Source organism: Streptomyces sp. NPDC040718 (assembly GCF_055593565.1).
This window is the reverse complement of sequence record NZ_JBVIXO010000004.1, coordinates 540,501-552,914: the sequence shown is the minus strand read 5'-3', so window position 1 is coordinate 552,914 and position 12,414 is coordinate 540,501. Positions and strand designations below refer to the sequence as shown.

The 12,414-nt window shown below is 75.1% G+C and carries 11 protein-coding genes and 1 other RNA gene; 7 read left to right on the top strand and 5 right to left on the bottom strand.

Annotated features, from left to right (window positions below; genetic code table 11):
* Window positions 1-23: 23 nt before the first annotated feature.
* Complete coding sequence (locus ACZ597_RS14080) at window positions 24-659, bottom strand: HAD-IA family hydrolase (protein ID WP_471328795.1); 636 nt, start codon at window positions 657-659, stop codon at window positions 24-26.
* 45 nt (window positions 660-704) lie between these two features.
* On the bottom strand, window positions 705-1,871 hold the full coding sequence (locus tag ACZ597_RS14075) for a hypothetical protein (RefSeq protein ID WP_471328793.1): 1,167 nt from the start codon (window positions 1,869-1,871) through the stop codon (window positions 705-707).
* Between the two features lie 176 nt (window positions 1,872-2,047).
* Here ACZ597_RS14075 and ACZ597_RS14070 point away from each other — a divergent pair, with 176 nt between their 5' ends.
* From ACZ597_RS14070 to ACZ597_RS14060, 3 genes are read left to right on the top strand one after another with little or no spacing between them, the layout of a single operon-like run.
* Window positions 2,048-2,908 carry a Nif3-like dinuclear metal center hexameric protein gene (locus ACZ597_RS14070; protein ID WP_471328791.1) on the top strand — a complete coding sequence of 287 codons (861 nt, stop codon included), beginning with the start codon at window positions 2,048-2,050 and terminating at the stop codon, window positions 2,906-2,908.
* Window positions 2,905-3,648: a zinc ribbon domain-containing protein gene (locus ACZ597_RS14065; RefSeq protein ID WP_471328904.1), complete on the top strand. Its 744-nt coding sequence runs from the start codon at window positions 2,905-2,907 to the stop codon at window positions 3,646-3,648. Before ACZ597_RS14070 ends, ACZ597_RS14065 begins: the two co-directional genes overlap by 4 nt.
* Entirely contained in the window at window positions 3,648-5,003 is a 1,356-nt protein-coding gene (locus ACZ597_RS14060) for a bifunctional RNase H/acid phosphatase (protein ID WP_471328789.1), read from the top strand. Before ACZ597_RS14065 ends, ACZ597_RS14060 begins: the two co-directional genes overlap by 1 nt.
* Before the next feature lie 56 nt (window positions 5,004-5,059).
* Here the strand turns inward: ACZ597_RS14060 and ACZ597_RS14055 are convergent, their stop codons facing one another.
* Window positions 5,060-7,048 (bottom strand): serine/threonine-protein kinase, encoded by a 1,989-nt coding sequence (locus tag ACZ597_RS14055; protein ID WP_471328787.1) that lies wholly within the window; start codon window positions 7,046-7,048, stop codon window positions 5,060-5,062.
* Window positions 7,049-7,235: 187 nt separating this feature from the next.
* Here ACZ597_RS14055 and ACZ597_RS14050 point away from each other — a divergent pair, with 187 nt between their 5' ends.
* Together ACZ597_RS14050 and ACZ597_RS14045 are read left to right on the top strand one after the other, a co-directional pair.
* Complete coding sequence (locus tag ACZ597_RS14050) at window positions 7,236-7,976, top strand: DUF4352 domain-containing protein (RefSeq protein WP_471328785.1); 741 nt, start codon at window positions 7,236-7,238, stop codon at window positions 7,974-7,976.
* A gap of 357 nt (window positions 7,977-8,333) precedes the next feature.
* Window positions 8,334-8,993 carry a hypothetical protein gene (locus ACZ597_RS14045; RefSeq protein WP_471328783.1) on the top strand — a complete coding sequence of 220 codons (660 nt, stop codon included), beginning with the start codon at window positions 8,334-8,336 and terminating at the stop codon, window positions 8,991-8,993.
* A gap of 254 nt (window positions 8,994-9,247) precedes the next feature.
* Here ACZ597_RS14045 and rnpB read toward each other — a convergent pair.
* Window positions 9,248-9,650: RNase P RNA component class A (gene rnpB / locus ACZ597_RS14040), an RNA gene on the bottom strand.
* 77 nt (window positions 9,651-9,727) lie between these two features.
* Between rnpB and ACZ597_RS14035 the strand changes: the two genes are divergently transcribed.
* Both ACZ597_RS14035 and ACZ597_RS14030 read left to right on the top strand, forming a co-directional pair.
* Window positions 9,728-10,462, top strand: a complete 735-nt coding sequence (locus ACZ597_RS14035) for a MerR family transcriptional regulator (RefSeq protein WP_471328781.1) — start codon at window positions 9,728-9,730, stop codon at window positions 10,460-10,462.
* Window positions 10,459-11,280: a hypothetical protein gene (locus tag ACZ597_RS14030; RefSeq protein WP_471328779.1), complete on the top strand. Its 822-nt coding sequence runs from the start codon at window positions 10,459-10,461 to the stop codon at window positions 11,278-11,280. Before ACZ597_RS14035 ends, ACZ597_RS14030 begins: the two co-directional genes overlap by 4 nt.
* 106 nt (window positions 11,281-11,386) lie before the next feature.
* Here the strand turns inward: ACZ597_RS14030 and ACZ597_RS14025 are convergent, their stop codons facing one another.
* Window positions 11,387-12,304 carry an AraC family transcriptional regulator gene (locus tag ACZ597_RS14025; RefSeq protein WP_471328777.1) on the bottom strand — a complete coding sequence of 306 codons (918 nt, stop codon included), beginning with the start codon at window positions 12,302-12,304 and terminating at the stop codon, window positions 11,387-11,389.
* Between the last annotated feature and the right edge of the window lie 110 nt (window positions 12,305-12,414).

The following is a 12,414-nucleotide window of genomic DNA, read 5'->3' as shown; positions in this document are numbered from 1 at the left end:
CACCGGGCCGCCGCCGCGTTGCCTCAGGGCAGGAAGGCGAGCGCGGAGCGCAGATCGGCCGGCTCGCGGTAGTGCAGCCCGGTCATCCCGAACGCGACGGCCGCCGCCACGTTCTCCGGCCGGTCGTCCACGAACAGGCAGCGCTCCGGGGCGGCGCCCGCCCGCGCGGCGGCGATCGCGTAGATCTCCCGGTCCGGCTTGGCCACGCCCTCGCGGGCGCTGCTGACGACGTGGTCGGCGAGGTCGGTGAGCCCCATCGCCGCCAGGTCCTCGTCCAGGTCCAGGGCGGCGTTGGTCACCAGCACCAGCGAGAGCCCGGCGGCCCGCGCCCCGCGCAGCACGGACACCACCGCCTCGTCGGCCGTGAAGGGGGACCGGGTCATCGCCTCGGCCAGCTCCCACGCCCGTGGCTCGTAGAAGTCCTCCCGGAGCCGGACGGCTATCGCCTCCGCCCACTGGTCCCGGGTGATCCGGCCCAGCAGCAGGGGCCCGTCCAGCTCGGGGGAGAACGCCAGCCTCGCCGTGGTGCCCACGTGGAGCCCGGCCGTACGTTCCAGCTCGGTCAGCAGGCTTGCGTCGTAGAAGCGGATGACGTTGTCGAGGTCGCAGAGGACCGCGTCGAAGGGCCTGTGGGCGCCGGGGGCTTCGGTGTCGCTCATCCCCTCTCCCTATCACGGGACTTCGTACGCGCTCCCGTACGGCCCTCAGCCCAGCGGCGCCTGCTGGAGCGGCACCGGCCGCGCGGCCGGTGCCGGGGGCGGGTCCACGCGCACGGGCGGCGGCGGGGCGGCGGGCTGGCTCATGCTCACGACACCGCACGGCACGCCGGGGGTGGCGTACGGCAGGCACAGCCGCCCCTCCGGGGTCCACAGCCCGCTTCCGAGCCAGCCCTCCGGCGCGCCGAGCCGGAAGACGTACCGGTCGGCGGGACGCCACAGGGCCAGCCCGTCTCCGCCCACCCGGAGCGCCACCCCGCAGGTCTCCGGCATCAGGACCTGGCCCGGCTGCACCGCGAAGGGGTGGGCGTCCTCCAGCCGCAGGCACTCCGGGAAGCGGACCGGGCGCTCGCTGCCCAGCACCCCCCAGCCGAGACGCGGCTCGCCCGGGGCGTCCGAGCGGATCAGCAGCAGCCCGCTGTCCGGGGCCGCCAGCAGCAGCCGGTCGTCGCTGTCCTCGGCGATCTGCAGCAGCGGGCTGACCACCCCGCCCCGCCCCAGGTCCACGGCGACGGCCTTGGTACGGCCCTCGGCCTCGCGGTCCAGGGCCAGGAGCCGGCCCGCACGGTCCAGCCAGACCCCGCCCGAGCAGCGGCCCGGGACCACCGCGACCCGCTCGGGCCCGCCGGAGCCCCCGGCCACCTGCCAGACGGTGCTCTCCCCGTCCCCCACCGCCAGGGCGAAGGCCCCGCACCCGTCGGGGGACGGCGGCAGCAGGCGGACCCGCAGCCCCTCCTCGGCGTCGACCGCGCCGAGCCGGAACTCCCCGGTGCGGGGGCCGGAGGCGGCGCCCGAGGGGTAGAGGAGGGAGAACTCGTGCCGGTCGGCGACCCGGCGGTGGATCAGCACCTGCCCGTCGGCCAGCGCCAGCACCTCGCTGTCGGCCTCCTCGGGCTGCGCGAGCGGCAGCGGCACCGCGTACGGCTCCGGGCCGCCCAGCGTCCAGCGCTCCGGATAGCGCGCCTCGCCCTCGCCGGCCAGCCGGGCCGCGTACGCCCCGTCGGCGGAGACCGCCAGGGCCGGGGCCGGCGGGGCGGGGACCGCCGGGGCCGGGGCCTCGGGAGCCTCCGGCGCGCCGGGGACCTCGGCCGGCCCGCCGGCCTCGGGGTCCGGGAGCGCGGTGGTCGTCGTGATCTCCGTGGCACAGACAGTCATCCGGGCCGTCACCTCCGGAGAGGAAGCTAGTTTTCGCACTTCCAGCCGAACAACACGACCCAGCCCGCTTCACACGTACGGGTGGCCGACCACCGATTCACCAGTGGCGGGGGATGCGGTTGTGCTGCCGCCCCGGCCAGGGGACCACCGGTCGCCACGGACGGTAGCCTTGGCCCGTGCCCCGTCTCTCTGAAGTCATCGCCGCGCTGGACGCTCTCTGGCCCCCCTCGCGGGCCGAGGAGTGGGACGCCGTCGGCACCGTCTGCGGCGACCCCGATGCCGAGGTCACCCGGGTGCTGTTCGCCGTGGACCCCGTACAGGAGATCGTCGACGAGGCGGTGAAGCTCGGCGCCGACCTGGTCGTCACCCACCACCCCCTCTACCTGCGCGGCACCACCACCGTCGCCGCGAGCACCTTCAAGGGCCGTGTCGTGCACACCCTGATCAGGAACGACATCGCCCTGCACGTGGCCCACACCAACGCCGACACCGCGGACCCCGGGGTCTCGGACGCCCTCGCCGGCGCCCTCGACCTGCGCGTCACCGGCCCCCTCGTGCCCGACCCCGCCGACCCGTCGGGACGCCGGGGCCTGGGCCGGATCTGCGAGCTCGACCACCCCGAGACCCTGCGCGAGTTCGCCGCCCGCGCCGCCGCCCGGCTGCCGCGCACCGCGCAGGGCATCCGCGCCGCCGGCGACCCGGACGCCCTGATCCGCACGGTCGCCGTCAGCGGCGGCTCCGGCGACAGCCTCTTCGCGCAGGTCCGCGCCGCCGGCGTGGACGCCTTCCTCACCGCCGACCTGCGCCACCACCCGGTGTCCGAGGCCCGCGAGCAGAGCTCGCTCGCCCTCGTCGACGCCGCGCACTGGGCCACCGAGTGGCCCTGGTGCGAGCAGGCCGCCGCCCAGCTCGACGCGATCTCCGAGCGCCACGGCTGGGGTCTGCGGACCCACGTCTCGCGCACGGTCACCGACCCCTGGACGGCGCACGCGCCGTCCGCCACACCCCCTTCTAGTGCCTCTGGAGCCCCCAACTGAACGCCGAGCCCGCCGACCAGATCCGACTTCTCGACGTCCAGGCCCTGGACGTCCGGCTGTCTCAGCTCGCCCACAAGCGCAAGTCGCTGCCCGAGCACGCCGAGGTCGACTCCCTGACCAAGGACCTCAGCCAGCAGCGCGACCTCCTCGTCGCCGCCCAGACGCAGGCCAGCGACGCCGCCCGCGAGCAGACCAAGGCCGAGCAGGACGTCGACCAGGTGCGCCAGCGCGCGGCCCGGGACCAGCAGCGGCTCGACTCCGGCGCGGGCATCTCGGCCCGGGACCTGGCGAACCTGCAGAGCGAGGTCGCCTCGCTCGCCAAGCGCCAGGCCGACCTGGAGGACGTCGTCCTGGAGGTCATGGAGCGGCTGGAGGGCGCGCAGGAGCGCGTCACCGAGATCACCGAGCGCGTCTCCGCGCTGGAGGCCAAGCTGACGGACGCCACCGCGCGCCGCGACGCCGCCACCGGCGAGCTCGACGCCGAGGCGGCGAAGGTCACCAAGGACCGCGAGGTCATCGTCGCCTCCATGCCGTCCGACCTGATGGCGCTGTACGAGCGGATCCGCGTCAAGCAGGGCGGGGTCGGCGCCGCACGCCTGTACCAGCGCCGCTGCGAGGGCTGCCGGCTGGAGCTCGACATGGCCGAGATCAACGAGATCAAGGCCGCGGCCCGCGACCAGGTCGTCCGCCACGAGAACTGCGGCCGCATCCTGGTCCGTGCGGCGGACTCGGGCATCTGATGCCGCGTTTCGTCGTGGAGGCGGACGGCGGCTCCCGGGGCAACCCGGGTCCCGCCGGCTACGGGGCGGTCGTCCTCGACCCGGCCACCGGTGAGACCCTGGCCGAGCGCGCCGAGTTCATCGGCGTCGCGACGAACAACGTCGCCGAGTACAAGGGCCTGATCGCGGGTCTGAAGGCGGCGGCCGAGCTGGACCCGGACGCGGTGGTCCGGGTCCGGATGGACTCCAAGCTCGTCGTGGAGCAGATGTCGGGCCGCTGGAAGATCAAGCACCCCGACATGAAGCCGCTCGCGGCCGAGGCGGCGAAGATCCTCCCGCGCGCGCAGGTCACGTACGAGTGGATCCCGCGCGAGAGGAACAAGCACGCGGACCGGCTCGCCAACGAGGCGATGGACGCGGGCAAGCGCGGCAAGCAGTGGGAGCCGTCGGCCTCCACGGCCGACCTGGTCCCCTCCGGTCCCCCCGGTGACGCGGCGAAGGGCGCGGCGGCGGTCCGTGCCGCCCTCGCCTCCGGCGGCGGTACGGGAACCCGTGCGGCCGGCGCCGACGTGCGGGCCGCACGCAGCGCGGCCGCGTCCGGCGCGGACACGCTCTTCGCGGATGCCGGGGCCGACGCCACGGCCGCGTCCCCCGCCCGCGTCCCGGCCCCGGCCGGCGCGCCCGCGGAGGCCGCGACCGCCGTGGGCGGGGCTCCGGCCGCCTCCGGGGCCGGATGGGGCGGGCCCGACATGGGGACCCCCGCCACCTTCGTGCTGCTGCGTCACGGCGAGACCGCCCTGACCCCGCAGAAGCGCTTCTCCGGCAGCGGCGGCACCGACCCGGAGCTGTCCCCGGCCGGCCGCCGCCAGGCCGCCGCGGTCGCCGAGGCGCTGGCCGCGCGGGGCACCGTACAGGCCGTCGTCAGCTCCCCGCTGCGCCGCTGCCGGGAGACCGCGCAGGCCGTGGCCGACCGGCTCGGGCTGCCCGTGACGGTCGAAGAGGGCCTGCGCGAGACGGACTTCGGTGCCTGGGAGGGCCTGACCTTCGCCGAGGTGCGGGAGCGTTTCCCGGACGACCTCCAGGCGTGGCTGGACTCCCCGAGGGCGGCCCCCACGGGCGGCGGCGAGAGCTTCACCGCCGTCACCCGCCGGGTGTCGGCGACGCGCGACCGGCTGCTGGCCGCGCACGCGGGCCGCACGGTGCTGCTGGTCACGCACGTGACGCCGGTCAAGACACTGGTCCGGCTCGCGCTGGGCGCCCCGCCGGAGTCCCTGTTCCGGATGGAGCTCTCCGCGGCCTCCCTGTCGGCGGTGGCCTACTACGCCGACGGCAACGCCTCGGTCCGGCTCCTGAACGACACCTCGCACCTGCGCTGACGGCCCCGCCGCGAGTACGCGAAGGCCCCCGCCCGACCACGGGGGCCTTCGCGCCGTCAGCTCCCGCAGCTGCCGGCGGTGCCCCAGCGCAGGAACTCGCCGCCGCCGGAGGCGTCTTCGGCGAAGACCGCGTACCTGGCGTAGGGCCAGCCCGCCGACCTCGCGGATTCGGAGGTGAGGTCCGCGCAGGCCCGCCGCGCGGCCTTGAGCGCCCAGTCCTCGCGGGTGGTCCGGTCCCACAGGGGCTTGACGGCCCAGACGTACATGACCCGGCCGGCCGGGTCGAAGCCGACGGCCAGGTTCTCGTGGCCGAGCCGGCCGCCGGCGGCGGGGCCGGCGTTCCACTCGTTGATGATCGAGGTGGCGGTCCGGTCGGCCACGCGGATCTCGTCCGCGTCGCCGGACGGGATCTTCGCGACGGCCAGCCCTCCCGCGGCCGGGTACCAGTCGGCTGCCTGACCCGCAGGTCGGCCGGTGGCGCGGTCGGTGCCCCCGCCGGTGTCCGCGCCGGCGCCCCGGTCGGTGAGGGAGGCCGAACAGGTGGTGTTCGTACGGAAGTCGTCCGACCAGACGATGCCGGGGCCTCCCGCGCGCCCGGTGTCGACGATCACGAAGGTGCCGTACGGGAGGTCCGGGTAGGCGCTGCGGAGGTGGCGCAGGCCCAGGCACGCGGCCCTGGCGACCTCGCGGAGCGAACCGCCGTCGAGCGCCGGGCCGCCGGAGGTCACGTACACCTCGCCCCGGGGCTGGTGGAAGGTCAGGGAGAACTCCTGGTCGGGATGGTCGCCGGGGTCGAGCCAGGCCCCCGTACCGATGGACGGGTGTGCGTCGTGCTCGGCGGGCGTCAGCGCCGCGCGGGCCTGCCGCCAGGTCGCGAGGGTCGGCCCGCCGTCCGCCGCCGCGCCCTTGGCGTCGGCGGAGGGGCCGGGTGCGGCCGGGGTCCCGGTGGTGCGGGCCGCGTTCCCGGGGGAGGCGACGGCCGGGGTCGTGGCCGCCCGCTCCTGACGCGCGGCGGGCAACGCGAGGAGGCCGCCGACGGCGCCGCCCAGGACGGCCGCGCCCACGGTTACGGCGAGCAGCAGGCGTCCCCGGCCGGGGACGGCCGGGGCGGGCCAGGCGGGGTCGTCGACGGCGGGCAGGTGCCACTGGGCGGCGATCGGGTCGCCGGCCAGGGTCGGCGCGACGCCGGCGGCGAGGAGCTGGGTGGCCTCCGCGGCGAGCAGGGCGGCGCAGCGGGCGGCGGCCCGGTCGGCCGTCGGCCGGTCCTCGGGGGCCTTCGCGAGGGCCTCCTCCACCACCTCGCGGAGCGCGGCGGGCAGGCCGCCGAGGTCGGGGTCCCCGGACATGACGCGGAACGCGACCACGTCGGGGGCTCCGCTGCCGAAGGGGAGGCGGCCGGTGGCCGCGTGGGCCACGAGGGCGCCCCAGGCGAAGAGGTCCCCGGCCGGGCCGGTCGTGCCGGAGCGGTAGTGCTCGGGGCTGATCCAGCCCGGTGTGCCGGTCATGACGCCGGTGCGGGTGACGGACGTGCCGTCGGCGGCGTGGGCGATGCCGAAGTCCAGCATCCGCGGGCCGGCCGGGCTCAGGATGACGTTCTGCGGTTTCACGTCCCGGTGGACCACGCCCGCGCGGTGGATCGCCGAGAGCGCCTGGGCGGTTCCGGCGGCGAAGGCGTACAGGCTGCCGCCGGTGAGCGGGCCGTGGGCGGCGAGGTGCCGGTCCAGGGTCGGGCCGGGTACGTACTCCGCCGCCAGCCAGGGGCGTTCGGCCTCCGTGTCGGCCGCCAGGACGGGCACCAGACAGGGCCCCTGGACGCGGGCGGACAGGGCGACTTCGCGGCGGAACCGGGCCCGGAACTCGGGGTCCTGGGCCTGCGCCGGGTGAACGGCCTTGACCGCGACGCGCGTTCCCCGGGGGTCGAGGGCGGCGTGTACGGTGCCCATGCCGCCGGTGCCGAGGCGCCCGATGATCCGGTAGGGGCCGATCCTCTTCGGGTCGCCGGGGTGGGCGGGACGGACCCGCCCGCCGGGGGCGGTGCTTCTCAAGGGGGCTTCTCTCTGTCAGCGCGGCTGATTCGGAAGAGACCGTCTCATTTTTGGGACTTCCCATGGCATGCCTTGACAGCTTATTTAAGCTGGGCGCCGCTCATGTTCCGAGTTCGTGTCGCTCCTTCCGAAGGTGTTCGGCATCCGGCCCTGAGCCAGACGGCAACCACCCAGCGGAGGAGTCCCCATGACCACCCCCTACCCCGGCCAGCAGCCGGAGCAGCCCTACGGCGGGCAGCCGCAGCCGCCTTACGGCCAGCAGCCGCAGCAGCCCCAGCAGCCTTACGGCCAGCAGCCCTACGGTCAGCAGCCCTACGGTCAGCAGCCGCCCCCGCCCTACGGCTACCCGGCCCCGCCGCAGCCGCCGCAGAAGAGCAACACCGGCAAGATCATCGGTTTCGGCTGCGGCGGCATCGTCCTCCTGTCGCTGGTCCTCTTCGCCTGCGGCGCGGCGATCACCGGAGCGTCCAAGAGCGGTACCAAGAAGGACACCGGGATCACGATGCCCTCCGCCCCCCGCGCCTCCTCGGCCCCCAACGCGGCGCCGATGCAGCCCGCGCCCGGGAACTCCGAGGCGCCGGCCGGGACGGCCGACAAGAACGCCGACGTGGTCCTCACCGCCGCGCCCACGCCCTTCAAGCCCAGCATCCTCGCCCAGAGCGGTGACTACACCTCCGTGCGGGTGACCATCGTCAACAACGCCGCCAAGGAAGTCGACGTCAACGTCTTCTACTTCGAGGTGACGGCCGAGGACGGCACGCGCAAGCAGATCGAACTGGCGGCGTCCGAAGACCAGATCGACACCGTCAAGCTGGCCAAGGGCGAGAAGGCCACCGGCACCATCACGGTCAAGGGCAAGGTCGCCGCGAAGACGGTGACCTTCAGGAACGGCTTCGTCGGCAAGTCGTACACCGTCCCGGTGAAGTAACACCACACGGGCCCCCGCCCGGCGGGGCACTGTGGAGAGCTCCGAGTCGCATCGGGCTTTCCCAGCCCCTGCCGGGGTTCGCCGGTTCTTCGGGGTTGGCCGGAGGGGGCTTCCGGCTTCCGCATGCTCAGAACGGGGTCGGCTCGCCCACCGCTGGCGCCACAACCAGCTCCGGGACCATCTCCCACCGCGGTCCCTGCCTGCAAGGTAGAGGTCGAGCCGAGTCGGAGGCCGGCCTTCCTGCGGTTCACACGGGCTCCTGGCTGCGAGTGCTGTGGGCACCAGGGGAAGCCTCCGTAAGGGTGACATCGGCCGGATGGGCGCTCCTCGCTCGACGGCGACTGATACGCACGCGCCATGACAAAGAGGAAGAAGCCGCGTCCGGCTTACGACGTGATCGTGTCCGACCGTCTGGAGATCTTCACCGAGTTCGGAATGGTATGCCTGCGGTCCCGTGACCAAAGGGGTGGGGTGGCCCGCATCGCCATCCCCGCGGAGCTGCATGCAGAGGTCCACCGGACGCTGCGCATGGCGGCCGTGGAGGCGGAAGAGGACTTCTGGAAGTTGTCGGCGAGGCACTTCGGCTCGGAGGACCAGTATCCGGCGTACGAGGCGTGGCTGATGGCCCAGGGGTGGCCGGCCTTGGCGGCCCGGGTTCCGGACCCGAGTGAGGTATTCATGATCACGCATTCCGGTCACGTCGGTCTGTTCACGGATCCCCCGTACGCGCCCCGGAAGACCTGCTTGGTGTTGTCACCCGCGCAGGTTCACCGCACCCACGCCGGGCGGGCTCGGGCAGGGGCGCGGGCCATGGTGCAGGCCGACGACCCCGAGGTGCGGGCACTGGGTCAGCAGCGGGCTGCGCTCGCCATCCGGATGATGCGCACCAGGCCTTGGACAGGCGACGAGGTGGGCATCCCGGCACGGGGGCAGGCAGCGCGTGTCATGACGGGGCTGTACGAGGGCTTTCTGCGCCGGGATGTACAGGAGGTGCGCAACCCGCTCCCGGATGTGTGACCTTTCGTTCTGGTTCGACAGGGTCACGGACATGTTCGGCGACGAGTAGCGACAGCGGATGATCAATGACCCGATGCCGAGGTAGGGCAGCCACGGCCAGGGCTGCGCAGGCCGCGAAGCCGAGGTGGCGGTACAAGGCGACCCACTGCTCATTCACGAATCCCTGGGCGGGATTATCCGCGATCAGCTCGTAGGTCATCCAGGAGGCGGTGCCCAGGTCGGAGGTCGTCCCACCCCGAACGGAGTGGGAACGACAGACGAGTCGGCCTGTACGCCGGGTTCTGTCACCCGGGGACCTCGCGGTCGCCGGGGAGACGGCCATCCATCTAGGACCGGCGTTGCCGCCGGCCTCGTGCGGTCTACCCGCGAACATCGGGCGGGCAGCCCTCAAACGTTCGCGCAGACCCGTCCGGGGACGGATCCTCTTGACCTTGCTCCAGGTGGGGTTTACCTAGCCGCCTGAGTCACCTCAGGCGCTGGTGGTCTCTTACACCACCGTTTCACCCTTACCGGCGGCCGAAGCCCCCGGCGGTCTGTTTTCTGTGGCACTGTCCCGCGGGTCACCCCGGGTGGGCGTTACCCACCACCCTGCCCTGTGGAGCCCGGACGTTCCTCGGCGGGATCCGGGGACCCCGACGCGGCCGCCCGGCCGACTCGTCTGTCGTGCCGACCATGCTACCGGCTGTCCGTGGCGGCTTGACCTTGACGCAGCGGCAGGGTTTCTACTGAGGGGCATGCGGATCGGAGAGATCGCCGCGCTCGTCGGGCTCACCACCCGGGCGATCCGGCACTACCACCATGTCGGGCTGCTCCCGGAGCCGGAGCGGCGACCCAACGGGTACCGGGCCTACACCGTGCGCGACGCCGTGCTGCTGGCCCGGGTGCGCCGGCTCACCGAGCTCGGGCTGGGCCTCGACGAGGTGCGGGACGTCCTCGCCGGTGACGCGGGGCGCGAGCTGGCCGAGGTACTCCACGAGCTGGACGCCGACCTCGCGCGGCAGGAGGCCGAGCTCGCCGAGCGCCGGCGCCGGCTGGCCGTGCTGCTCGCCGCCGGGCCGGGCGAGGGCGAGCCCCTCTCGCCGGCGCTCGCCGCGCTGCTGGCCAAGGCCCCGGCGACGGACTCGCCGGCCGCCGCGAAGGACCGCGAGCACCTGACCCTGCTCGACGCGACCGGCGGCGTGGGGGAGGAGGTCTACGCCCTGCTCGGGCCGCTGGCCGCCGACCCCGCCGTGCTCGCGCTGTACGAGCGGCTGGACGAACTGGCCGACGCCCCCGTCGACGACCCCCGGATCGGGCCGCTCGCCGAGGCCATGGTGGCCGCCGTCCCGGACGCGCTCTTCGACGCGATCCCGTCCGACGGGCCGGTCGTCGCGGGGTTCGAGGAGGCGCTGCTCGCCGAGTACGCCCCCGCGCAGGCCGAGGTGGTACGCCTGGTGATGGAGGCCTTCGTGGGCAGGGGGCGGGCATGAGCGCCGTACGCGCCGCGCGGGTCGCGGCCTGCGTCGTCATACCCGGCGAACTGGCCCTCGTACTGTGCCTCGCGGCCGGGGTGCGCCCGCCCGGGTGGGCCACGGCCGCCGCCGAGGGGCTGGTCCTCGCGGTCCTGCTGCTGGAGGCCTGGGTGCTGTGCTCGCTGCGGCGGCGCACCGGCTCCTGGAAGCGGGCCGTACGGGCCGTCGTGCCCGAGGCGGTGCTGCGGCTGCTGCTGCACGAGCTGCGGGCCGCCGCCTCGCTCGGGCGGTGGGTCGTGCGCCGCAGGCACGGCGTGGGCCCCGGCGACCTCGCCGCCGCGTACACGGGACCGCAGACGGCCATGATGTACGGGTTCCTCTTCGTGTCGGTGATCGAGACCGTCGGGCTGGCCGTGCTCATCCCCTGGCCCGCCGTGCACCGCGTGGTGCTGGTCCTCGACGTCTACGGGGTGCTGCTGCTCCTCGCCCTGCACGCGGCCTGCGTGACCCGTCCGCACGTGCTGCGGGCCGACGGGACGCTGCGGATCCGCTACGGGGCCCTGTTCGACCTCACCGTCCCGCCGGACGCGGTGGCCTCGGCCCGGGTGGAGCGCCGCTGTCCCGAGGGGCGGCTCGTCACCCTCTCCGAGGACGGGTCGGGGGACGGGGTGCTCGACCTGATCGTGGGCGGCCAGACGACCGTCACCCTGGAGCTGAACCGCCCGCTGGACTTCCGCCGGCCGCTCGGCGCCCGGGCCGGCGCCCGTACGATCCGCTTCCACGCCGACGACCCCCGCGCGCTGGTGACCGCACTGCGGCAGCCCGCACCCCCGTGACGGGCTGCCGCACTGCGTGGGGACTCTCCGGGGGGAGGAGGAGTCGTACGCCGAGCGTGGCGGCCCGGGCCCGGTCCCGTCTTGTACAAAACGGCCCCGCCCGGCCTCAGTCCGGCGGCGGGAGCAGCACGCTCGTGATGCGGCCCGGCACCCGGTCCAGCGCGGAACCCGGCGGCAGGCCGCCGCGCAGCAGCGCGAACCGGGCGGGCGGCAGACCCGTCATGGCCTTCACCTCCCGACCCATGTGCGCCTGGTCGTGGTAGCCGCAGGCGGCCGCCACCTCGGCCGGGGGCGTCCCGGCCGCGAGCCGGCGCAGCGCGTGCTGGAGCCGGAACAGCCGGGCCACCGCCTTGGGCGGCAGCCCCACCTCCTCCCGGAACCGGGCCCGCAGCCGGCGAGCGCTCCAGCCGGCCTCCGCCCCCGCGCGGGCCGGCGCTCCCGGGCCGGTGTCCGCCCACAGCCGGGCGAGCGCGCCGCGGACCTCGGGGGCGGCGGCGGGGCCCCGGTCCAGGCGGGCGGCGAAGACGGAGTCGAGCAGGTCGAAGCGGGCGGCCCAGCCGTCCGCGGCCCGGAGCCGCTCGGCCAGCCGGCGTCCGCCGGGCCCGGACACCTCGGCGAGGTCCACCGGGCCCTGCCCGAAGTGCACCATCGGCACCCCGAAGAGCCGGTACGCGCCGAGCGGGCTCATGTTCACCTCCAGCCCGTGCACGGCGCCCGCGTGCACCCCGATGACGGGGCCGGTGCGGGGGCCGCCGATCAGGGCGCGGGAGGCGGCGGCGGGCCGCAGCCGGGCGGTGGCGAGTTCGGCGCCGCGGGTCACCCACAGGCCCTCGTCGAAGGTGAAGACCAGGGTGACGAAGCCGGTGGGCAGCTCCAGGCGCCGCCGGGGCGCGGTGAAACGGGTGTCGAAGCCGGTGTAGTTCACGATGTGCGGACGCAGCACGGCGGCGGGCCGGCGCGCCTGCGGGGCCGGGGCCGGGGCTCCGGCGGGGAGGGGCCCGGCGGGCCGTTCGGCGGCACCCAACTCCGGGCCTCCCGGGGCGCTCGCGCGGCCGGTGGCGCCGCGGGGTGCGCAGATGATGGCAGAGCCGCCCCCCGAGGGCCATACCCCCGCGGCGCCGGGCCGTACGGGAG

Coding starts and splice junctions, on each gene's coding strand:
- ACZ597_RS14080 (WP_471328795.1), bottom strand. CDS start 659: ATGAGCGACACCGAAGCCCCCGGCGCCCACAGGCCCTTCGACGCGGTC.
- ACZ597_RS14075 (WP_471328793.1), bottom strand. CDS start 1,871: ATGACTGTCTGTGCCACGGAGATCACGACGACCACCGCGCTCCCGGAC.
- ACZ597_RS14060 (WP_471328789.1), top strand. CDS start 3,648: ATGCCGCGTTTCGTCGTGGAGGCGGACGGCGGCTCCCGGGGCAACCCG.
- ACZ597_RS14050 (WP_471328785.1), top strand. CDS start 7,236: ATGACCACCCCCTACCCCGGCCAGCAGCCGGAGCAGCCCTACGGCGGG.
- ACZ597_RS14045 (WP_471328783.1), top strand. CDS start 8,334: ATGACAAAGAGGAAGAAGCCGCGTCCGGCTTACGACGTGATCGTGTCC.
- ACZ597_RS14035 (WP_471328781.1), top strand. CDS start 9,728: ATGCGGATCGGAGAGATCGCCGCGCTCGTCGGGCTCACCACCCGGGCG.
- ACZ597_RS14030 (WP_471328779.1), top strand. CDS start 10,459: ATGAGCGCCGTACGCGCCGCGCGGGTCGCGGCCTGCGTCGTCATACCC.